Source organism: Acinetobacter sp. ANC5681, from assembly GCF_023488045.1.
Lineage (GTDB): Bacteria > Pseudomonadota > Gammaproteobacteria > Pseudomonadales > Moraxellaceae > Acinetobacter.
In genome coordinates this window covers 12748-35282 of sequence record NZ_JAMFKZ010000007.1, presented here as the reverse complement: position 1 = coordinate 35282, position 22535 = coordinate 12748, and the positions used below count along the sequence as shown (strand labels likewise).

At 38.2% G+C, this 22535-nt stretch carries 19 protein-coding genes and 1 pseudogene; 5 read left to right on the top strand and 15 right to left on the bottom strand.

Annotation, left to right across the window (positions count from 1 at the left end):
• Positions 1-3: 3 nt before the first annotated feature.
• Genes M5121_RS06225 through M5121_RS06210 form a run of 4 tightly spaced genes read right to left on the bottom strand, consistent with a single transcriptional unit; the run spans position 4 to position 4543 of the window.
• The gene (locus M5121_RS06225; RefSeq protein ID WP_000622362.1) at positions 4-1095 is read right to left on the bottom strand and encodes a TniQ family protein; all 1092 of its coding nucleotides are present in this window, start codon (positions 1093-1095) and stop codon (positions 4-6) included.
• A gap of 19 nt (positions 1096-1114) precedes the next feature.
• The gene (locus M5121_RS06220) at positions 1115-1966 is read right to left on the bottom strand and encodes a TniB family NTP-binding protein (protein ID WP_000073961.1); all 852 of its coding nucleotides are present in this window, start codon (positions 1964-1966) and stop codon (positions 1115-1117) included.
• Complete coding sequence (locus M5121_RS06215) at positions 1963-3852, bottom strand: TnsB C-terminal domain-containing protein (RefSeq protein ID WP_000999878.1); 1890 nt, start codon at positions 3850-3852, stop codon at positions 1963-1965. Before M5121_RS06215 ends, M5121_RS06220 begins: the two co-directional genes overlap by 4 nt.
• Complete coding sequence (locus M5121_RS06210; RefSeq protein WP_001064759.1) at positions 3845-4543, bottom strand: heteromeric transposase endonuclease subunit TnsA; 699 nt, start codon at positions 4541-4543, stop codon at positions 3845-3847. Before M5121_RS06210 ends, M5121_RS06215 begins: the two co-directional genes overlap by 8 nt.
• Before the next feature lie 114 nt (positions 4544-4657).
• On the opposite strand from M5121_RS06210, the pseudogene M5121_RS06205 reads away from it, so the two are divergent.
• Both M5121_RS06205 and M5121_RS06200 read left to right on the top strand, forming a co-directional pair.
• Positions 4658-5299 (top strand): annotated as a pseudogene (locus M5121_RS06205) (ATP-binding protein); the annotation flags it as partial.
• A 188-nt stretch (positions 5300-5487) separates the two neighbouring features.
• Positions 5488-5685: a hypothetical protein gene (locus M5121_RS06200; RefSeq protein ID WP_249570659.1), complete on the top strand. Its 198-nt coding sequence runs from the start codon at positions 5488-5490 to the stop codon at positions 5683-5685.
• A 376-nt stretch (positions 5686-6061) separates the two neighbouring features.
• On the opposite strand, the gene M5121_RS06195 is transcribed toward M5121_RS06200, so the two are convergent.
• Both M5121_RS06195 and M5121_RS06190 read right to left on the bottom strand, forming a co-directional pair.
• The gene (locus M5121_RS06195) at positions 6062-6850 is read right to left on the bottom strand and encodes a TorF family putative porin (RefSeq protein ID WP_249570658.1); all 789 of its coding nucleotides are present in this window, start codon (positions 6848-6850) and stop codon (positions 6062-6064) included.
• Between the two features lie 340 nt (positions 6851-7190).
• Positions 7191-8003, bottom strand: coding sequence for a TorF family putative porin (locus M5121_RS06190; protein ID WP_004674244.1), 813 nt, complete (start codon positions 8001-8003; stop codon positions 7191-7193).
• Between the two features lie 724 nt (positions 8004-8727).
• Between M5121_RS06190 and M5121_RS06185 the strand changes: the two genes are divergently transcribed.
• Complete coding sequence (locus M5121_RS06185) at positions 8728-10053, top strand: OprD family outer membrane porin (protein WP_249570657.1); 1326 nt, start codon at positions 8728-8730, stop codon at positions 10051-10053.
• A gap of 104 nt (positions 10054-10157) precedes the next feature.
• On the opposite strand, the gene ppa is transcribed toward M5121_RS06185, so the two are convergent.
• On the bottom strand, positions 10158-10685 hold the full coding sequence (gene ppa, locus M5121_RS06180) for an inorganic diphosphatase (RefSeq protein ID WP_046737873.1): 528 nt from the start codon (positions 10683-10685) through the stop codon (positions 10158-10160).
• 116 nt (positions 10686-10801) lie between these two features.
• The gene (locus M5121_RS06175; protein WP_249570656.1) at positions 10802-11200 is read right to left on the bottom strand and encodes an MAPEG family protein; all 399 of its coding nucleotides are present in this window, start codon (positions 11198-11200) and stop codon (positions 10802-10804) included.
• A 151-nt stretch (positions 11201-11351) separates the two neighbouring features.
• On the opposite strand from M5121_RS06175, the gene M5121_RS06170 reads away from it, so the two are divergent.
• Complete coding sequence (locus tag M5121_RS06170) at positions 11352-11744, top strand: hypothetical protein (RefSeq protein WP_087547845.1); 393 nt, start codon at positions 11352-11354, stop codon at positions 11742-11744.
• 83 nt (positions 11745-11827) lie between these two features.
• On the opposite strand, the gene M5121_RS06165 is transcribed toward M5121_RS06170, so the two are convergent.
• The 6 genes from M5121_RS06165 to M5121_RS06140 all read right to left on the bottom strand — a co-directional run bounded on the left by M5121_RS06165 (position 11828) and on the right by M5121_RS06140 (position 19581).
• Positions 11828-13507 (bottom strand): AMP-binding protein, encoded by a 1680-nt coding sequence (locus M5121_RS06165; RefSeq protein WP_178882886.1) that lies wholly within the window; start codon positions 13505-13507, stop codon positions 11828-11830.
• Between the two features lie 156 nt (positions 13508-13663).
• Positions 13664-15883 carry a DNA topoisomerase IV subunit A gene (gene parC, locus M5121_RS06160; RefSeq protein ID WP_249570655.1) on the bottom strand — a complete coding sequence of 740 codons (2220 nt, stop codon included), beginning with the start codon at positions 15881-15883 and terminating at the stop codon, positions 13664-13666.
• A 114-nt stretch (positions 15884-15997) separates the two neighbouring features.
• Positions 15998-16699, bottom strand: a complete 702-nt coding sequence (locus M5121_RS06155; RefSeq protein WP_249570654.1) for a tetratricopeptide repeat protein — start codon at positions 16697-16699, stop codon at positions 15998-16000.
• Between the two features lie 34 nt (positions 16700-16733).
• Positions 16734-17378, bottom strand: a complete 645-nt coding sequence (locus M5121_RS06150; protein ID WP_241335769.1) for a trimeric intracellular cation channel family protein — start codon at positions 17376-17378, stop codon at positions 16734-16736.
• A gap of 52 nt (positions 17379-17430) precedes the next feature.
• Complete coding sequence (locus M5121_RS06145; RefSeq protein WP_005163214.1) at positions 17431-17913, bottom strand: YchJ family protein; 483 nt, start codon at positions 17911-17913, stop codon at positions 17431-17433.
• An 84-nt stretch (positions 17914-17997) separates the two neighbouring features.
• Positions 17998-19581, bottom strand: a complete 1584-nt coding sequence (locus M5121_RS06140; protein ID WP_178882884.1) for a TerC family protein — start codon at positions 19579-19581, stop codon at positions 17998-18000.
• 326 nt (positions 19582-19907) lie between these two features.
• Here M5121_RS06140 and M5121_RS06135 point away from each other — a divergent pair, with 326 nt between their 5' ends.
• Positions 19908-20534 (top strand): LOG family protein, encoded by a 627-nt coding sequence (locus M5121_RS06135; protein ID WP_087536517.1) that lies wholly within the window; start codon positions 19908-19910, stop codon positions 20532-20534.
• Positions 20535-20590: 56 nt separating this feature from the next.
• Here M5121_RS06135 and M5121_RS06130 read toward each other — a convergent pair whose 3' ends face one another.
• Positions 20591-22435 (bottom strand): choice-of-anchor I family protein, encoded by a 1845-nt coding sequence (locus tag M5121_RS06130; protein ID WP_249570653.1) that lies wholly within the window; start codon positions 22433-22435, stop codon positions 20591-20593.
• Positions 22436-22535: the final 100 nt, after the last annotated feature.

Below are 22535 nucleotides of genomic sequence, written 5' to 3'. Positions count from 1 at the left end.
AAGTTACCCTAGTTTTCTTTTTAATCTTAAAAACTTGCGTATTACAGTCTCCTTACTTTTAGGTTTAAAGGTAGCTACCAATGCTCTCTTTGGAGGGTAGTTCCGATAAATCGAGCCTAATTGTTCTTCAACAGGCCTTAATATGGCTGGCAACTGGTTTCTCTTATCCCAAAATGAAGACCTGTTCATATTTAAAGATTTTGCTGTTTCAATAAACTTTTCCTGGGGAATAATGAGTAATTGATAAATACAGGAAAATAGCCGTTCTCTCTCGGTAACTGGAAGTTGGTTAACAGCCAATCCATTCGATATAAGCTCAGGATGGGGCACCTGAATTCTGAGTTGTTCAAGAAAAGCCCATCCTTTTCCATTTACTGAGCCAGCTAAAGCTTTTCTAATAAATTGTGAAAATAACTTAATCACCGTTAACCAATCAGTTACTGAAATCAACTTGTCTTGATAGGTTGCACAGCCTTGTTCCAGGAATTGATCAAAGATTTTTTGGAATGCCAAGGCATGACAATCCACAAGGCTTTTATTAACCTCCAATAGACTTTTTTTACATATTGAACAGCAAGTCATAACCTGATCAGGGGCTTCAAGACGTCTAGGTTGAATAGCATTATGGCAATGAGGACATTGATCATGTAAATGCTGATTATGTTTTATACAACCTGTATGCCAGGCAAAACGCCAAGGCAGACGGAAATAGGCAACATTATCCTCAGATAGACACTCAGGACAATATTGCCAGCCACCTCGATGCTTACGGTTTCTTGTACCTAATACCAAGTACCATGCATCAAGAGTTTGATTATCCAGATTATATTTAATTAAAAAATTGCGAAGCGTAGCAGAATTAAATTGGCTTTCATCAATTTTTGTCGTATTGATCAATACCTGTACTTGCTCTGCACTTAAACCACGATCTACATCTACAGACCAGATTCGCCATTTGGGCCAAAGTACTCCAGTTAAACTTAATGGGTCACAACCACTGTCAAGTGCGGCACGTATCAACCAAGAAGATAATGCCTCATCTTGCTTTAAGTCCGTGGGAATAAACCATGAATGGATTTCTGTTGCACTTATCATACCTAGTCCTCCACATTGCTTATTTCACACTTTCTAGCAAGCTACGGTCGATAAACTCCTGACCAGAAACAACAGCTTTCTTTGCGGCGTCCCGTAAAATCGTTCGCAGATTACCTAAGTTTCCATCTGTAATATCATGCAGATATTTTACTGTTGCTGGTTCAGCCAGTTTTGAAGCCTGTTTGAGGGGAAGAACTTTCTCAAATTTATTTACCATAGCTTGAAAGTCTTTATCTAGTTTCCATAAGGGCAAATTAACCACACGAAAACGGCTGACATGCTGTGGATCAGTACGCAGAACACTAATTGCTTCTTCTGTACCAAACCCAACAATGGGTATCTGTGTTTCATTACACAAATACTTAATCGCATTCATTACTGTTCTTTGCTTAATCGGACTGCCACATAATAGAGAATTCATTTCGTCGATAATGAGGAGCTTTACCTCATAAAGTTTAAGGCAATGGACCACTTGGTAACGTAGCTTCGCAACGGGATCTCTTTCTCGAAAAGGAACCCAGAACTTATCAAGAATAGCCATATACAGAGCTTTTTCATCAGGGGAAACAGGTGCCTGTACAATGATTACAGGTTTTACTGCATTATTTTCTGCATTGACATAACCCTCCCCATACAGCTTAAAGAACTGGTTAATAATTGAGGTTTTACCATTATTTGGCTTACTCAATACCAGTAAGTTGGGCATACGGCTCCGCTTAGGAAGTGTCAGGAATCCTTTCAATTGGTCTAACAAGTCATTGGCTGCTGGATACCCAATCCATCGGTCCTCTTCCAGGAAGTAGAGTCTGTCCTCATTAGACTGTTCCACAATAGGGCGAAACTCTTGAAAAACATGTGAATAGTTACTCATGAAATATCCTCATCATTTTCCAGCTCATCGAGAGGCAATAAACCATATACGTTTTCAAGCTGTTGCTCCAAAATCGTACTCTCTTGTTGAGGTTTTTTGCCCTGAATTGAAGCAGGGTTAACACTCTGTTGATGTTGGGTACTGCGCTGATGTGATCTGCGAGCCCGTCGAGTTTTAGTACTTGCCTCCTGAACACGCTCCCGAAGTTTAGCTAGAGCCTGTCCAAGTTCATGATCTTTTAGATATTCGCCAGTTTCCTTTTTCAGTTCCTGAATCTTTTTGTGTTCCCAAATACTAAATGGTGGAATACTTTGATCCGCTAAAGGAACCTTAAAATAATTTTTGATTTCGGGATCAAAGAACCATATCTCACTAATATTTCTTGGATCACGCCTAAAGATAAATTTACGTTTTTCCTTTTGATTATCAGGGTCTACAGCATTAATCCAACCTCTTAGTACATCAGCATAATAAGCAAGACCATCAATTGTTACACCTGTTGTTTGAATCGTCCTTTCAAAACTTGGTAGAAAATCAAGAAAGAAATTATGATCATTTGCAGGCAATCTAGCAGCCCCAGAACCTAACGTGTTTTTATCACCAAAGATACCTAACTCAAAAGCATGTAGTGGAGAAGTACCTAAAGCAGAGTGTTTCCTTTTGTGGTAAACATTACAGATAAAATCAATCAGCCAGTCCTCAAATTCGGAGAATGTGAAAACTGCTTCCGCATCTGAGTTATAGCCTTTTCTTTCAAAAATATTTGAAAAAGTTGTTCCTGGAACTGCGTGAATATCGGTTGCAAATGTTCCCATCAAACGTTCAATGTGCCCGCCAAAACGTGGTTTTTTAACTGGTCGGTATTCCAGACGAATATCATGTGCCATACAAGCATTTCTGAAAGTTTCTGAGTGAAACTCAGGTCCATTATCGACATGAATGGTGTTCATAATTCCCCAGACAGGCCATTCAGCTTGAATCTTGCGCGAAGCTAGCCATTTCTCTTTGGGCAGTACAGCTTGAGAAACGCTCATTGCAATAGACATAACAGAGGGGGCATCTAATGATAAGTAATATCCCACAACTACCCTTGAACGCACATCAATTGCCAACGTAAGAAAAGGTCGTCCTATAGGACACCTGCTAAAATCATCAACCAGAATAAGATCAACAGGCGTATGGTCAATCTGTACGACGGCAAGTGGATAATCAGCATGAGGGAATTTCCCTGCGGCAGGTGTAAATTTGTTATCGGCCTTTTCCTTATGTCCCCTCTTACGAAGAGAGTCTCTCTGGCTAATCGCTGCAATACGATTTCTTACTGTATTGGCATGAGGCACCTCTAGGATATGGTATTCATGACATAAGCGTTTCACTTCAAGTACAACTTTTTGAACACTTATTCTTTGATTAGTTAGGTATAAATCCTTGATGGCTTTTTCAATGATTGCTTCAGCATGTTTATTAATTATCTTCTTGCCTTGTGGCAATCCCTCTTTTCTGGGCCGCAATCCATCAATAGTTCCATATGCCTTATAGATTTTTAACCATCTATAGATAGTGGCTGGATTAATATCATGTTCTTGGGCTCGTAACTCTACTTCCTTACGACCACTCACGCCTCCCTCAATGAAAGGTCGGATGATGTTGAAACGTCTTTCAGCCTCAATCCAGTCTTTATCAGCGATGAGCTCTAGATCTTCATACTGTTCCACAGCTATTGATGGCCTTAATTCACTGATAGCCGCGATACTTTTCCTGCCAGTATTATTGTTTTCAACAAAAACCGATTTTAGGTCAATGACTTCAATAATCGTATGGGGAATCCCTTTTATCTGAACCGGCTCCCCAGCAGCTATTTTGATATTCACACGTCTATCATTCATGACAACTCCCATTTACCCAAAGTTCAGTAGATGGCTGTAAAGGCATACTTAAATCGCAAACCAGATAACCATGAGCAACTAAATACCAGATTTGACTAATTCCATTGGCTCTGTCCCATTTTCCAAGAAAATGTCTGGCTAATAGAGTCTCAAAAGTTACTGCTCCTCGATCTCTCACATAATCCAATAAGTGCTTTGAATCAGCAGGGGGAAATTCCATCTTTCGGTACTTTTGTAAAAACATGGCATTCGACCATAACTGGTCCCGAATACGCCCCTCATGTGCAATATGAAATTTCCAACCCTCTTCTTTGCATACCCTCATGGCAGCACGATATCTAGCTTTCCATAGATGCAAATTAAGTTGCAATTCATCTGTAGGTTTTACTTCAACCAGTTTAGGTGCAATAAATGGAATAAAATCATTATGCTTATAAGTTACTAGGTAGTCAGGGGTGTAAACTCGTTTCTGTCCATTATCAAAATACTCAATGGTAAATGGTTGAGACTCAACAGCAAGAACATTGGGATCAACCTCTAATCGAATAAGGAAATCCCGTTCAAGAGTTGATTCAAAGGCAACTGCGGAATCTTTTTTAAAAGGATATAAACCAGATACACTGATACGTGTATTACCAATTTTTCTTCGAGCTGGTACGATGTTAACGGTGTCGCATGATTGATTGTTCATTCTAGGTTCCGTTGCATAGTTCTTTATAAAATTTGTCGCATAGTTCTTTATAAAAGGTGGTCTAAGTCTTTGACCCTAGCTTATATTGTCGCATAGTTCTTTGTAAATAACAGCGGTTCACAACCTAAACCAGGCGAAATTACACTTGCACACTTAGGCGTATTATTTTTAGATGAATTACCTGAATTTGACCGCAAAGTTTTGGAGGTTCTCAGACAACCGCTAGAGTCGAAAGAGATCGTCATCTCCCGTGCGGCAAGACAAATGACATTTCCAGCGAATTTTCAATTTATTGCAGCAATGAATCCATGTCCTTGTGGTTACGCATTTAACCAAGATAGCCGCTGCCAGTGCTCAGCAGAAAATATTCAGCGCTATCAAAACCGTATCTCAGGTCCATTACTAGATCGTATTGATTTACATATTGATGTGCCACCTTTGCAGACCAAAGAACTACAAGATCAAAGTCCGACAGAAAGTTCTACAATTGTGCGGCAACGCGTGATGAAAGCTTATGATAAACAAATGTTAAGACAGCAATGTTTGAATCAGGCACTTTCTCCAAATTTGCTAGAACAATATGCTCAATTAGATGAAAATTCAACCAAAATCATCGAAATGGCTCAACAGCGACTTAATCTCTCAGCACGCGCCTATCATCGTGTACTTCGTGTTGCACGAACTATAGCCGACTTAGCCGAAAGCGATATCATTTTAACAACCCATTTAACAGAAGCCTTGTCTTATCGAGGCTAGATAGAAAATTACATGAATCAAAAATTGCCTTTATTAAAACTAAAACCTAGCGACATTGAACATGGACTGAAAGTCGTCATTCGTACGAAACGTTTCATTTTTTGTTCCTGCCTTATTGGATGGCGGTGAAGCACTGATTTTTCCATCGCAAAGTTGTTACTCAGGTCAACAAATTAAGCAAGGCAGAGGTGTTGTTTTTTTATAATGGGGTTGACTCTGCATGGCAAGCAGCCCTCGGTAATGGTGAAGACTGTATTATTATTAATGACATTACTCCATCACAAGCATCGTTGTTACTTGAAGAGTATCATGCTCTCTTAGGGCAAAATAAAAATCTGAACTTACAAAGTATTAAGATGCTTTTAGCATACACCAACAAGAATTAAACATTATTGATTTTTATAATCAACGTACATCCAGTGTATTAACGGATACTAAAATTATTGATAAAAATAATCCATTTTTTATGGAAGTAACTAAACAAGAAATTCACAAAGGATTATATATTCCACATGGATTTATATTTGATGGTGCCGTCCAATAAGTATACCCTCAAGGAGCAGTGATGGTGAGCGATAAGAAAAGATGCTGGGGGGAGGAACAGATGTATTTCTAAGGGGTTATCGAAAAATAGAAAATGGCAAAGAATACAATGTAATAAGTATTGAAAATGATTTTGGAGAAAGATTTACTTTCTCCAAATAATCAAACCTATAAAAAAGGCTGAGAGATATCTCAACCTTTTTATTAAATAAAATGTCTTTAAAAAGCGTAACCTAAACCCAAAACAACTTTATTTTTTTGCTTTGTTTCATCACGAGTATAGCCACCGAAGATATAGTCTAGACTCCAAGTTGCACCAGTATTACCTAAAGGATGTGACAATCCAAGAGTTGCGTGACGGAAAGCAAAATCAGTTTTGGTGACATCTCCTGCTTTAGCTTGGTAAGCCAAGTACTCATCATCATCACCATAATAATAAGCCGCAACTTGTGCTTTACCTGTAAATCCGCCAGCTAATTTAGGTGCATAAGTTGCCAAGAAATAGGTGTCACCTTTATTACCAAAAGTCACATTATTTAATAATGTCTGAGCAGTAATATTAAAGTCTTTGTAGCTCAGTCCGACAATTGTTTCATAACCCGTTGATTCCCAGCCTGGATAGTAATAATAAACAGTCCCACCAATTTGATAGCCCAAATCTTTTGTGATTTTTCCTTTGTATCCTGCATACAAATCATTTTCAAATGACTTCTTCTCTTCTTTTACATAAGTCGGTGAGGTATTAAAATCTGCATAAGCAGCTGTCAATGTTGAAAACCAATAACCCAAATAAAAACCACTATCATGTGCATAATCAAGCCCACCTTGTACTGCAGGTGTATCACTTTCAGGTGAATTTGTCATACCACGTAGATTATAACTAGATACTACGTTTACATTGCCTGTAATCGTTCCTGGAAATGGTAGCTTTGTTTCTTCAGCCAAACTTAAAGTTGATGCTGTAAATACCATCGCTAGAACTGTAGCTTTGCATGCAAATTTCATCATATTGATTTCCCCCATGATTTAGATATTCAACTGATTTAAGTTCTAAATTGCATCATCATGAAATTTGCAAATGCTGTGCCAAAAGTAAAAATTAAATTAAAATTAAAATTAAATATAAACTATTGATTATAATTATATTTTAAATATATTTATTTTATTTTTCTATTAATCAATCAACCGCTCAGGATTAAAATGTGATAATAAAATGCATCTTTAAATATAGAGACGCACATAATTAGCACCTATTTTTAATATGAAATTTTCGTTTTTCTTTTCTAAGAATGAATAAAAAAAGCCAGCAATTTGCTGGCTTTTTAAAGGTTTATAAATGTTTTTTAAATTAGAATGTTTTAGTCAAACTAAATAAAACACCCGTATCATAAGGTTTTTTAGCATTATCGCTCATACCTGAAGTACTTACATTTGTTCCAACAACATCAACTTCAGCGAGGATACCTAAGAAGTTATAATTTACACCAACTTTATAGTCGATATAATTATCATCTTTTCCAGGACCACCAGCAACAACACTTAAAGCGTCTTTATTTTTTAATTTATTATACCCTACAGATGCTAAACCTGTTAAACCTGTGCTTGCAATTGGTGCTGAGTAACCTAAGTTAAAATACCAAAAATCATCAGTTCTCCCCCAGTAATCAGGTGAATAATTCACGCCTACACTTAGAGCATCACCTGCTAATAATGTTTCAGGGAAAGTCAGCTTACCAAATACTTCTGTAAAAGCTAAACCTTTCTTACCATTATATCCATTTACAGCATTAGATTTAGAACCTATATATCCATAATGAATTACACCTACATCGTAGGTTGGTTTAATTTTATCTGTTAAGGCAAAACTATTAGTAAAACCTAATGTAGCGTCAGTTTCAGTTGAAACACCAGGAATACCGAAATCTACACTTGAACCCCAAAGTGCTAAATACGCACCTGAAGTATGTGAAAATGTAAATCCACCTTGAATCGCAGGATTATTCGAAGATTGTGTCACACCACGAAAACGATAATCTGTTACAGCTGAAACATTGCCCGATGCAGTAATACCATATAATGAAGGTTTATCTTCTGCCATAGCAAAAGTCGAAGTCACAGCAAAAATACTTAACGCGATCGCTTTACATGCAAATTTCATCATATTGATCTCCCCCATGATGGATATTCGACTGAATTTATGTTTTAAGTTGCATCATTATGTGAGTAGCAAATGCTATGCCAACTTCTTTAAAGCACTATAAAACCTAGGTTTGATGTCACCGCTTTGTCATGAAATATATAAAGAGAATAAAAAAGGGCTATTTAAGCGTTTTAAAATAGATTTTTTAATCCATTTTTAAGCAAAAAATAAGATTAGTAATTAAACCGCACAAAAATAACGCAACAATACTGCTCGACAATCGATCATTGTTAAACATTTAAAGTATTGGCTTAAAAAGCGAGGAAAATTCGCACAACATAAGTGCAACTTCTAAAAAACGAGCGCTTTTTGATACAAAAATCTTACCACTCATCGGGATGTCATTTTTTGCAAATCAACTCAATCATTTTTTAATCAATTACAAAATAACTAATTAAATTTGAAAAGAAATTATTAATATTGTCACATATTTTAAAAAGAAAATATCAAAAAATAATCAATTTTAATTACAGGAATTATATTTTATTTTTTATATAAAAAACAAATATTTAATTTTAATTAAACTATTTTTTATACAAGAATAAAAACAAAAAATCTTATCCTGTTTTTGTGTAAATTTAATTAAAATATTTTAATAAAAATCTATATTTTTTATGTATAACTTATACAATTGGTCAAAATTTCGATTTGATCGAAATTGATCTTATTTATTATGAGGCCACCTATGCCAAAGGCAAAGAAACTAACATTAGCGGTTTTGATTAATGCCGCATTGATCTCCTCAACATATGCAAGCGAACAAAGCGAAGCTAAAGGTTTTGTTGAGGATGCAAATGGTTCAGTATTGTTCCGCACAGGCTTTTTAAATCGTGATAAAAAAGACGGTTTAACAAATGATACAAGCTCAACAGCGCAAACTGCCATTTTTGATCTTCAATCAGGCTTTACAAAGGGTGTTGTTGGCTTTGGTGTTGGCCTAGTAGGTGATGCATCTTTCAAGCTTGGTGCGAATAATAATACGGGTAATCAAATGATTCCTGTAGATGATCGTGGATTTGCTTATGATCATTGGGCTCGTGGTGGTGCCAATGTGAAAGCACGTATTTCCAACACAACCGTGACTTATGGTACACAGGTGTCAACACTTCCTGTCATGGCAAGTAATCAAGCCCGTTTAGTGCCTGAGTATTACACAGGTGTTTTCATTCAAAGTAATGAAATTCCAAATCTAAATGTGGTTGCAGGTAAATTCACAAAAAACCAAATGTCAAACCAAATTAGTACCGATAAAGATGTGACAGGTCAAGGGCTTGATCGTGCAGTAGTTTGGGGTGCTAAATATAAATTTAATGATCAACTCAATTCATCGTATTATGGCTTAGATGTTCAAGATAAGTTAGAACGTCATTATGCTAATGTAAACTTTACCCAAAGCTTAAAAGACAAGAGTACCTTAACACTTGATGCCATGGGTTATCATACAAAATGGGATAAAGATGCACTCACTGATTCACATACCACAGATGATCTAGCAAACCGTAAAAACTCGATTTGGGCTGTTTCAGTGGGCTATGGCAAAGATGTACATAATGTCATGCTTTCTTATCAAGATAACACAGGTAATACTGGATATGACTATGGCTATAATGCTGATGGTTTACAAAGTATCTATGTCCCTAATTCCTATTTAGGTGACTTTAATGGTAATGATGAAAAATCTGTCGGGCTACAATATAACTACAACTTTAAAAATCACGGTTTACCTGGTCTAAACTGGACAACTGCATTTGTTTATGGCTGGGATATTGATATCGCTAAAATAACAGATCGCTCAAAAATCATTGACCAAGCTGAAGAACATGAGCTCTTTAACCAAGTCAAATATACAGTTCAAACAGGTACATTGAAAGATGCAAGCCTACGTGTTCGCTATTCTTACTTACGTTCAAGTGATACCTATAATAATGTTTCTGGTCAATATGTCAGCAATGTCATTGGCTCAACCAATGAATGGCGTTTGTTCCTTGATATTCCTGTGAAACTGTTCTAATTCACAGCTTTATTTAAGTCATAAAAAACCTCCATTCAATTGAATGGAGGTTTTTTATCAGCTAGACTTTAAATCATAAAATCTAGCTGAATCTACTCAGAAAATTACTTCTTAGCAGCTTCGATTGCTTTCAATACTTCAGCTTTTGCAACGTCAGCACCTTCCCACCCGCTGATTTTTACCCATTTACCTGGCTCTAAATCTTTATAGTGAGCAAAGAAGTGCTCAACTTGGCTAATCAATAAAGGTGGAAGATCTGTATATTCTTTCACATCTTTATAGAGAGGAGATAACTTCTCATGTGGAACTGCGATGAGTTTCGCATCGATACCACCATCATCTTCCATTTTTAATTTACCCACTGGGCGGCAACGGATCACTGAACCCGCAGCAACAGGATGTGGAGTTACAACAAGTACGTCTAATGGGTCACCATCTTCAGATAATGTATTTGGTACATAACCATAGTTAGCTGGGTAGAACATTGCTGTACCCATAAAACGGTCTACAAATAACGCATCAGAATCTTTATCGATTTCGTATTTGATTGGCGCTGCATTTGCAGGAATCTCAATGATGACATAGATGTCATTTGGTGCGTCTTTACCCGCAGGAATATTGCTATAACTCATATCAACACTCGTTTATCTTGTGAACTTAGATGTAAATCCGACAGATTATAGCGTGAATACCATAAAAATGATGCTAGATATGTTGAGCGTTAATGAATTTTATACTCAACATCGATTTAGGTCAGTTTAATCGTAATCACAAACAGTAAAATTGGACAAAATATTGAAAAAAACCAAATAATCGAACGTAAAGTGGCTAGATTCGCTAAATAACAGATACCATAAATAATGCGAAATATAATATACGCCCAGCCTAAGCTCAGAATAAATTTCTCAGGCACAACCATATATTCAGCCATTAAAATTGCAGCGATAAATAAGGGTAAACTTTCAAAACTATTCTGTTGTACTGCATTGGCTCTTGCAGCTAGACCTGTCGTTTTCGCCAAAAAATCACGCGGATTCTGATTATCCTTTGCTTGGAAGCCACCTTTTGCTTTTGCAATTAAGGTAAAAGCATATGGCAATAAACACGCAACGATAAGAATCAATATAATGCCGCTAATACCTTGCATGCTGATATCCATCATTTGAAGTTCTTGTGATCATGCTATCATAACTTATAATTTATCAAACTTTCATTTGTGCTTGTTCAACAAGCACTGCTTTTATATATTTTGCTAGTTTTAAAAGTAGTTTTCTTTGATTCAATCTCAAGGTCATGTTATGCCAGCTCAAGATCAAAACAAATTGTTTGATGTTCTTGCTCAACAACGAGAGCATCAGCTTTTAGTTGACCGCGTTCTCAAAGTAGTGTTGCCCATCATCGCATTTCTACTCAGCGTGATTTGTGCAAACCTCAATTGGCAATCAACTTTGGGGACTTTCGCGATTCTCACACTTGCATTTTATGCGGTTGGAATTAAAAGGCTCACACTTTGGCATTGGCTAACGATAGTTGTTCTCTACGTTTTTGCGGACAATTACTTCAGCTTTAATGGAATTGACCCAATTCGGTTACGTTTTCAACTTGCGACCATGCTTGTATTTGTCGGCATTGTTGGGATTGGACGGCCTTATATTGATCGTTGGTTAATGAAGTCAAATAGTACTCAATAAGCCCAAATAAAAAAAACGCCACAATTGTGGCGTTTTTTATTTCCAATAGCTCCCTTATTTTAAACGGAGGCTAAGTGGGATTCTTAAGCTGGTTTACGTAAATCTTTACGTAAGATCTTACCTACGTTTGATTTTGGTAGATCATCCATAAACTCAACATAACGTGGGCATTTATAGCCTGTTAAGTTTTGTTTTGCATAAGCAATAATTTCTTCAGTTGTTAATGAAGGATCTTTTTTCACGATGAATAATTTAGGCACTTCACCTGATTTTTCATCTGGCACACCAATCGCAGCAACTTCCAATACTTTTGGATGCTTCGCAATCACTTCTTCAATTTCACTCGGGTAAACGTTAAAGCCTGAAACCAAGATCATATCTTTTTTACGGTCTACAATTTTGAAATAACCGCGTGAATCCATGACACCAACATCACCCGTACGGAAGAAACCGTCTTTGGTCATGACTTTCTCAGTTTCATCAGGACGATTCCAGTAGCCTTTCATTACCTGTGGGCCACGAATCGAAATTTCACCCTGCTCACCAAATGCCACTTCGTTACCATCATCATCAAGTAAAGCAACTTCAGTCAATGGTAATGGGATACCAATCGTACCACTAAACTCTGTTGTTGCAGGCGGGTTTGCAGTCGCCACTGGCGATGTTTCAGATAAACCATAACCTTCGATAATGATCGTACCTGTTACTTTCTGCCAAGCAGCAGCCGTAGATGGTAATACAGCCATACCACCACCCATTGCCATCTTCAATTTGCTATGGTCAAGCTGTTTGAATTCTTCGTTATTCACTAGGGCATTAAACAAGGTGTTTACTGCTGGGAAGAAAGAAGGTTGGTATTTACGTAATTCGCCAACGACTGCTGGTAGGTCACGTGGGTTCGGAATCAAGATATTCGCTTGACCTTTATACATACCGTAAAGCGCGCACACCATGAATGCAAAGATGTGATAAAGCGGTAATGCACACACGATACGATCATCTTTAGAACCGTCACCTGTGCCAAATTTACTTGAGAAAATACCATCACATTGTAATAGGTTAGAAACCAAGTTACGGTGTGTTAACTCAGCACCTTTAGAAACACCTGTCGTACCACCTGTATATTGCAGTACAGCAGTATCGCTTAAGGTCAAACTTGGGCGTTTATAATTGCTTGGATTCGCTTTACCTAACGCTGCATTAAATTTAACGTGGCCAGGAATATTCCATGCTGGAATTTGTTTACGTACTTTACGTAAAACGAAGTTTACAATCGTACCTTTCAGTGTACCGAGCATGTCACCGACAGAAGCAACCACAACATGCTTCACTGGTGTTTTACCAATAATGCTTTGATAAACACTAGCAAAGTTTTCGATGATTACAAGAGCTTCTGCCCCAGAGTCATTTAACTGATGCTCAAGCTCACGTGAAGTATAAAGTGGGTTTACATTGACCAATACTAAGCCTGCACGGAATACACCTAGAGCAACTACTGGGTACTGGAATACGTTCGGCATCATCACCGCAACGCGCGATCCTTTTTTCAAGCCCAGACCTTGCAGGTAGGTGGCAAATTTACGGCTGGCGACTTCTAATTCATTATACGTTAAAACTTTATCCATGAAGATAAAGGCATCACGTGAACCAAATTTTTGGAAATTGCGTTCAAAAATATCAACAAGTGAGGTGTTTTCAGCAGGCAGCGCAACTGTTTCTGGGATTCCTGTCTTTTGGTATTCTGCAAACCAAATCTTTTCCATAATGCCATTATCTCCGAGTAGTAATCCTTAAAAATGTAACGACGTTACTTTCCATGACAAAACTTTTTTTTAACTTTTGGAATTGCCCTGTCAATCTATTCAAATAATATGAATACCTTGTCATATATAACGTATTTTTATCACAGAATACTAGCCTTATCTCTGAATGAGGAGTCTATTTGCTTTTTGATATCCCCGTGGTAAAAGTTGCCCCTTTGTTGCTCTTTTTCCTATATATTTTTGGAGATCGTCCCCTTTCAGTTTTAGGTGTTGTTGTCCTGCAGCGACTTGGATTATTTCATCTAAACTCAGTGTTGTCATGGATAAAATTTGCTCTTTTTCATCAAGTTGTATCAACTTGTTACCTTTACCTTTATTCAGAACAGGTAATTCAGCCAAATCTATGATCAATAAGCGCCCTGATGAACTGAGAATTGCAACATGTGTGGCTTGTTGAATTGGCAATAAAGGTAAAGCAGTTGCATTGTCTGCAACTGTCAAAAAGGCTTTACCTGCTTTCGCATTGGTATCTAACTGCGCCGCTTGCGTTTTAAATCCATATCCGTTTGAACTGACAGCAAGTAACTCATTACTGTCCTCATCAACAAATACTTGAATAAATGACACGCCGCTGGCTGGTGCAAGCTTTGAGCTCAATGGCTCGCCTAAACCACGTGCAGAAGGGAGACTACTAATCGGCAGCGCATAACTCCGCCCTGTTTCATCTAAAAAGTAGACTCTCTGATTAGTTTTCCCAACTGCATGACTCAAATATTGATCACCTGCACGGAAATTTAGATTTGCTGCATCAACGTCACCACCTTTAGCGGCTCTCACCCAGCCTGCTTCTGACAAGACCACAGTTACTGTTTCCGCAGGCATTAAATCTTGCTCTTTGATTTGTACCGCATCTGCACGTGTCACAATCGGTGAACGACGATCATCACCGAACTTTTTCGCGTCTTCTTTTAACTCACCAATAATTAAATTCTTCAATGATTCAGGATTTGCAAGTTGCTCGCGAATAATCGCTGCTTTTGCTTCCAGTTCTTCTTGTTCACGGCGGATTTCCATTTCTTCAAGTTTAGCCAAATGACGAAGCTTGAGCTCCAAAATTGCCTCAGCCTGAATATCATCAATCCCAAAGTGCTGCATCAAAACAGGTTTTGGTTGATCTTCTTCACGAATAATCCGAATCACGGTATCAATATCTAAATAAGCAATTAAAAGGCCTGCCAAGATATGCAAACGCTTTTCGATTTTAGTTAAATGGTATTGTAGACGTCGTGTTACGGTTTGCTTACGGATCTCAATCCATTCCAACAAAATACGGCGAATCGATTTGACTTGAGGACGACCATCTGCACCAATCATATTCAAATTAACGCGATAGCTTGATTCTAAATCAGTGGTCGCAAATAAATGGCTCATCACCGTTTCAGCATCTACACGATTAGAACGCAATACAATGACTAAGCGTGTTGGATTTTTATGATCTGATTCATCACGAATATCTGCCACCAAAGGCAACTTTTTCGCAATCATTTGATCTGCAATTTGCGTGACGACTTTTGAACCTGAAACTTGATAAGGTAGCTCAGTAATCACAATCTCATTTTTTTCGACCGTATACACTGCACGCGCACGATAGCTACCACGCCCTGTAGTTTGGATTTTCAGTAATTCTTCTGGTGGCGTAATAATTTCAGCTTTGGTCGGTAAATCGGGTGCTGGAATATATTCTGCTAATTTTTCATCAGTGGTTTCAGGGTTACGAATCAGCGCAATCGTACCTTTGACCACTTCACGTAAGTTATGCGGTGGAATATCAGTTGCCATTCCCACCGCAATACCCGTCGTACCGTTCAGTAGGATATTGGGAATCCTTGCAGGCAAAGTAATCGGTTCTTTCATCGAACCATCAAAGTTATCTTGCCATTCACTCGTTCCTTGCCCAAGCTCACTCAGTAATAATTCACTATAAGCAGACAATTTGGCTTCGGTATAACGCATTGCAGCAAATGACTTAGGGTCATCAGGTGAACCCCAGTTGCCTTGACCTTCAATCAATGGATAACGGTAGCTGAATGGCTGTGCCATCAACACCATCGCTTCATAACAGGCTGAGTCACCATGTGGATGATATTTACCGAGTACATCACCAACAGTACGGGCTGACTTCTTCGGCTTACCAGTGGATTTTAAACCCAGCTCACTCATTGCATAAACAATACGACGTTGTACAGGTTTTAAACCATCGCTGATATGCGGCAATGCACGATCCATAATCACGTACATGGCATAATTTAAGTAAGCTTGTTCTGTGAATTCGGCTACGGAGCGGTTTTCGGTTGCATGATGTGCAAGGCTGGTCATTTCAGCAAGTCATCCAAAATCATTGTTATCGTCAATGCTTTGTATGCTATGTGGATGAATGCCTTGTGACAAGCCCTTGTTGTTGTTTAAACGTCAAATGGTGTCTTGTTAAGCTTAATGCAACATATTCAATAGAATTTCTGATGCGGGAAACCAGCCATTTTTCTCCGCCTTTTTTAACCACTCTCTAGCTAATTCTTCATCTTTTTCGACATAAAGTCCCTTTAAGTAAAAAAGACCCAAACTAAACTGAGATGCTGCAATTCCTTGATCGGCTGCCGTAGAATAAAACTCAAAGGCTATTTTTAGATTCTTTGCAACACCAGTGCCATTTTCATATTTATCTGCAAGATTATTAATAGCAGGATAGAATTGCTGCTGTGCGGCTTTCTCATAATATTTCAATGCAAGATCAATATCGACCTGCTTATCTTCATTTGAACCAGAATGATAAACTCCCAATAGATACAAAGCGGCTGCATTGCCTTGCTCAGCAATTACCTCGATATCTTCAATATAGATAACATCACTTTCGTTATATTCGGGTTGCTCCATCCAAGTTGAAGCCCAATTATATTCAGCAACAAGCGATCTATTATAAGTTGCTGCAATCCATAGCCAATTCCTACCCAACAAAAGATTTTTGCCTCTATTATTGCGTCCAAGACAATAATCAAGACCTATCATTATTTGTTGACCTATATCGAACTCCATAACATCAGGAGCCATTTCTTGTACAGATAAAAGATTCATTTTTAATTTAAGATTCAAGTAACGGTTAATTGATGTGTTGTAAGGGAAATTGAGGTATTTCAACCTAAAATGCTCTACTCTCTTTGTTATTTATTAATCAATGCTCATCTATTGAAGAAGCAGACTCAGCATCATCCTCTTTATAAATAAATTTCGGCATTTCCAAGCCAAAATAAATGGCAATTACACGTAAAGTAAAACCAAATACTAAGGTGAAAATCACGGTAAGATCGTGCTGCAATCCGATCTCTAAACAGACCCAATAACAGATCACCGCAACAAAAGAAATACTAGCATACAACTCACGGCGGAACACTAAAGGCACATCATTACAGAGAATATCTCGTAGGATACCGCCTGAAACTCCTGTTAACACGCCTGCCACGGCAGAAACTACAAAACCATGCCCCATCGATAATGCAATTTGACAACCAATAATCGTAAAACCAATTAAACCCATGGCATCGAGCAATAAGAATACACTGCGTAAATGCTTCATCCATTTGGCGATAATAATGGTGACAAACGCTGCACAACAAGTCAGAACCAAATATTCAGGATGTTTGACCCACGTTAAAGGATAATGGCCTAGCAAAACATCTCGAACAGAACCACCACCTAAAGCGGTCACACAAGCAATCAGCGTTACCCCAAACCAGTCCATACTACGTCGTCCTGCTGATAACGCCCCTGTCATCGCTTCCGCAGTAATGGCAATAATATAAATCACGGTGAGTAACATCTGCCGACATCCCTAAATCAGGCATCAAAGTGTGCGCTATTTTAAGGCAAACTTAAATGAATTGCGCACAACATTGTTTAAATTTTTTCCCTGAACCGCAAATACAGGGTTGTTTCATAGTGATTTGCAGATCCAAGGTTGGATCAAGAAAGTACCAGTGTTGTTGATGCAAAACAAAATGTGAAATTTCATGATGAATATGCGCCTGTTTGTCACCCTGATTTTTATCACAATAATGGGCCTTGAATTCTACCAAGGCATGGGTTTTATCCAGTTTTGGCTGGTGCTGCACGACTTCTAATTTTAGCCACTGATTGGATTGACTCCAATCTGCAATCGCATCTCGATCCAAAGCGGCTTGCTGCCCCAAAGCGGTAGTTTCCAAAATATAATCAATCTGTTGTAAAGCAAAAGCACTGTAACGCGAACGCATTAATTGCTCTGCATTTTGAGCAAATTGTTGTTTCAAATGCAAAGGCTGGCAACATGTTACATATAGCCCACTTCCACATGGACAATTCTCTGTCAATGTCATTTCAATACTCAAATAAAAATAGCCTTGAGCAAAACGACCGTAATCACGATGGTAAAACTCAGAGGCTATTTAAAACAAACTTAATTATGTATCGGCTAACTTTTCTTTGGCAATAATACGCACTTTTTCAATTTTGTGTCCATCCATTGTGACGACTTCAAAACGATAGCCATCAGCTTCAACCATTTCCCCATTTTCAGGTAAACGACCTAAATGGAATAACACATAACCAGATAAAGTTGAATATTCTTCACTTTCATCAACCAGATCTTTACCTAATAACAGTGATACATGGCGAATGTCCGTTGAACCTTCTAATAACATTGAACCATCATCCAAACTGGCAGCCACAGCTTCCAATTCGTCTTCATCAGGGAACTCACCTGCGATCGCCTCTAATACATCTATCGGCGTTGCAATTCCCTCGATAGAACCGTATTCATTTAAAACGATGGCAATTTGTAATGGAGCCTGACGTAACTGCTCCATCACCATTAATACTTGTGCATTTTCATGCACAATCACAGGCTCACGTAAGTGTTTACTGAAATCAATTGCACCTGTTTCAATATATTCATTCAACACTTTATGCGTTAAAACAACACCTTCAATATTGTCTAATTCACCACGCGCAATAATCAACCGCGAATGGGTCATTGCCATTAAACGTTCTTTCAACTCTGCCGGATCAGCGTCTAAATCTAACCATTCTAATTCAGGACGCGGCGTCATCACCGATTTCACAGGACGTTCAGATAAGCCTAAAACACCCTGTACCAATACGCTGTGATAGACCCCATTATCTTCGTCAAAAACTTCTTTGGCATAGGCTTGAGTCGCTAAAACATCTTCGGCTTCTTTATTTTGGCCTTCACTACCATTACCTTTACTGCCCAACATACGTAATACCGCAGAAGCTGTGCGATAACGTAAATCAGTCGTCGTCACCAATTTCTCTTGATTGCGACGCATGGTCTGATTCACGATTTCGACTAAGACAGAGAAACCAATCGCAGCGTACAAGTAACCTTTCGGAATATGGAAACCAAAGCCCTCAACCACTAACGAGAAACCGATCATCATCAGGAAGCCAAGACACAGAATCACGACCGTTGGATGCTTATTCACAAAATCCATCAGCGGTTTGGATGCCCAAAGCATAATACCAACAGCAATAATCATTGCCAGCATCATGACACTTTGATGCTTCACCATACCAACTGCGGTAATCACACTGTCTAAAGAAAATACGGCATCTAAAACTACAATCTGAACAATCACCATCCAAAAAGTCGCATGTACAGGATTTTCTTCTTTCAGTGTTTGGTGACCCTCGATTCGTTCATGTAACTCCATCGTACCTTTGAAGAGTAAGAACACACCACCAAACAGTAAAATCAGGTCACGACCAGAAAAGGCATGGTCAAAAATATGGAACAGTGGTTCAGTTAGAGTCACAACCCATGCAATTGCAGCAAGCAATCCTAGACGCATGATTAAGGCGAGAATCAAACCAACTCTACGAGCAGCATTACGTTGTTCTGGTGGTAGTTTTTCTGCCAAGATTGCAATAAATACTAGGTTATCAATGCCTAGTACGATTTCAAGCACCACCAATGTAGCTAAGCCAACCCATGCAGCAGGATCAGACATCCATTCAAAAATCATTGATGTGACTCCTCTGCAAAATCAGCAATATCGTTATGTAGTTGAAATTTTAAAAGGTCGGCACAAATAGCCAAAACATTTTTTTTAGGAAATAAGAACAAAGCGGAGCGACAACAACCACTACTCATAGAGGTACATAAATTAATAAAAGGATTTTCAGTATAGGCAAGATTGCAGTGAAATTCATCTTTTTTATGTGCTTGTTGTTTTCAAATTTTTTCTAAAATTCATGATATTGTTTTGTACGTAAAGTGTGCATAAAACTGTCATAAAAGTCATTTAACCTAGACAAGCACAATGAAAATGATAAGGTGAAAATAAACCGAATGAATAGTGTATTTAGAATGACAGATAAAAAAACCATTTCTTCTACTCCCAGAAAAACCACCCAATCTCTTATTGCGTTATATTGCGGTTCTCGTACAGGTAACAAACCTATTTATCGAGATAAAGCCATCGAACTTGCTCAACACATCGCGAATCAAGGTCTTGGAATTGTCTATGGCGGGGCAAGTATTGGCTTAATGGGTCAAGTTGCAGATACTGTACTCGAACATAGTGGTGAAGTAGTCGGTGTAATTCCTGAGTTTATGTTGGACTATGAAATTGCACACAATAAATTAACAGAGCTTCATATTGTTGAAACCATGCATGAACGTAAAGCATTGATGGCAGAACGTGCCAGTGCTTTTATTGCTTTACCTGGTGGTTTAGGTACTTTTGAAGAGATTTTAGAAATAGCGACTTGGGGCCAACTCAATCAGCACCAAAAACCGATGATTATTTATAATGTAAATCGTTTTTATGATGCCTTGATTGCTCAACTAGATCATGCTGTTGAAGAAGGATTTTTACCTCCTCAACATCGTGCCAAAGTGATTATTTGTGATTCGCTTGAACAAATTACCAATGTAATTAAAAATTTGAATAGTCCTACACGTATCGAAGTCTAAAATACTCAACATAAAAAAAACGGATCAAATTGATCCGTTTTTTTTATGCCAAGAGTTTATTGAAGATTAACTTGGTAAACAGCCGTTGAACCACTGACTTCATTACCAACCACGAGTAATGGCTTGCCATTTGGGGAGTCTTTTGCAGAGACAAAGATCAACCCCTCAGGTCCTAAATCACCCTGCTGCGCAATATCGGTTTCTACAAAGTTACGGGTAGTAAAATATTCAATAAACTTAGGTTTATTCGGCGTAGTGATGTCATACGCCATGATACCACTCATACGTTCCAAACCAATAAAAGCAAAGGTTTTCTTCCCGATTGTCCCCACAGTAATACCTTCTGGTTCTGGGCCTTTGGCAGCACTTCGCTTATCAAAAGTGACTTCTTCATGATCACTATTAAAGTATTTAGGGAATAACTCTGCTATTTTCTTTTCAAATTCGCTACCCGAATCCCAAACAAGTTGACCTTGGGTATTCCAGATACTAAATGAACGTGCACCATAGGCATAGAGTTTGTCATAAACCAGATAACCATCTGCATCCAGTTTTGGTGTACCGTCTTGATTCACTTGGTATCCTTTGGTCCACGTCACTTTTAAACGACCTAATTGACCATCTTCACGACAGCCTTTTGCATCTGTTGCCGTTGCGCCACAATAAGCAAAAGTTGATGCATTTAATCGTGCACCTTTTACGCCTACAGCGATTTTCTGTAAATGCGCTGGATACTCATCTTTGACTTTATTGGTAAAACCACTACTCTTAAACAGGTCTTTAATGCGAATTTCTTCTACAAAGCCCTTACTGGTATCACCACCAAAATATGCCTCAGCATCTTTTAACCAAGCTCGTGAATCCCCTTCATTAGCAGTCACCAAATAAGTTTGGCCATTCACCTGATAATTCGCAATCGAATCTGGTTGATACATCCCCACTAAACCTGCCCACGGTTTGATATTGATCATTCCCTTATCTTTATCTTTGGTATCAATAACACCATCACCATTACAATCCGTTTTTGGATCACAATCCCGATCACTCACATCTAAAGCATTCTCAACCAAACTATGGTCTTTATAGCCTAATGGATAAATATCGGTGACTTTCTGTTGTGCGATATCTATTCTCGCAATTGCATTATTTTCTTGTAACGTGACCCAAGCGGTTTTGCTATCTGCTGAAATGGTTATATATTCAGGTTCTAAATCTTGAGCAACGCTGGCATTTGGACCAAAGATACCTACTCCTTTGGCAAATAAATCTGACTTTTGATTATTCCATGCACTAAAACCTGCCACACTGGCTTTAGGTTGTTGGATATTGCTGATATCAATAATGCTGATTGAACCTTCAGGATCAACCGAATAATCATCATTCGGTTCTGCTTCATTTGCGACTAAAACCGTTTTAGCATCTGGACTAAAAGTCAGCATATCAGGTAAAGCACCCACACTCACTTTGCTAATAAAACTGAGATCTTTGGCATTAAAAAACACCACCATTCCTGCATCCGTTTTATTCTCAGCTTGTACTGCAATCGCAACAATGCCATTTTTCACAGCAACACTATTTACTTCAGAATTTGCTAAATACGTTCGTGCTGAAAGCTCTGCAATGTGTACAGGCTGTGCTGGTTTAGATGCATCTAAAACATCGACTAAACCTTTTTGTGCATTGACTACAAATAAGCGTTTACTTGCCGCATCATACGCAGGAATCTCAGCTGCACTTTTAACAAACACCTTGGTTTCATAACGCCCTAACAGACTTAACTTAATTGTTTCAGGCGTTGCTTCTACAACCTCTGTTGAGCTCGTAGCGTTATCATTCTCATTACAGGCAACCAACCCTACAGACAACAATGTTGTCAATAAAACTGAAATCTTAAATTTCATCATCAAATTCCATACCCTTATTTTGTATGGTTAATTTAGTGATTTGAGATGCAAGTTAGATGACACTTTAATGTCAGTTCCATGACCACTCTTTGACAAT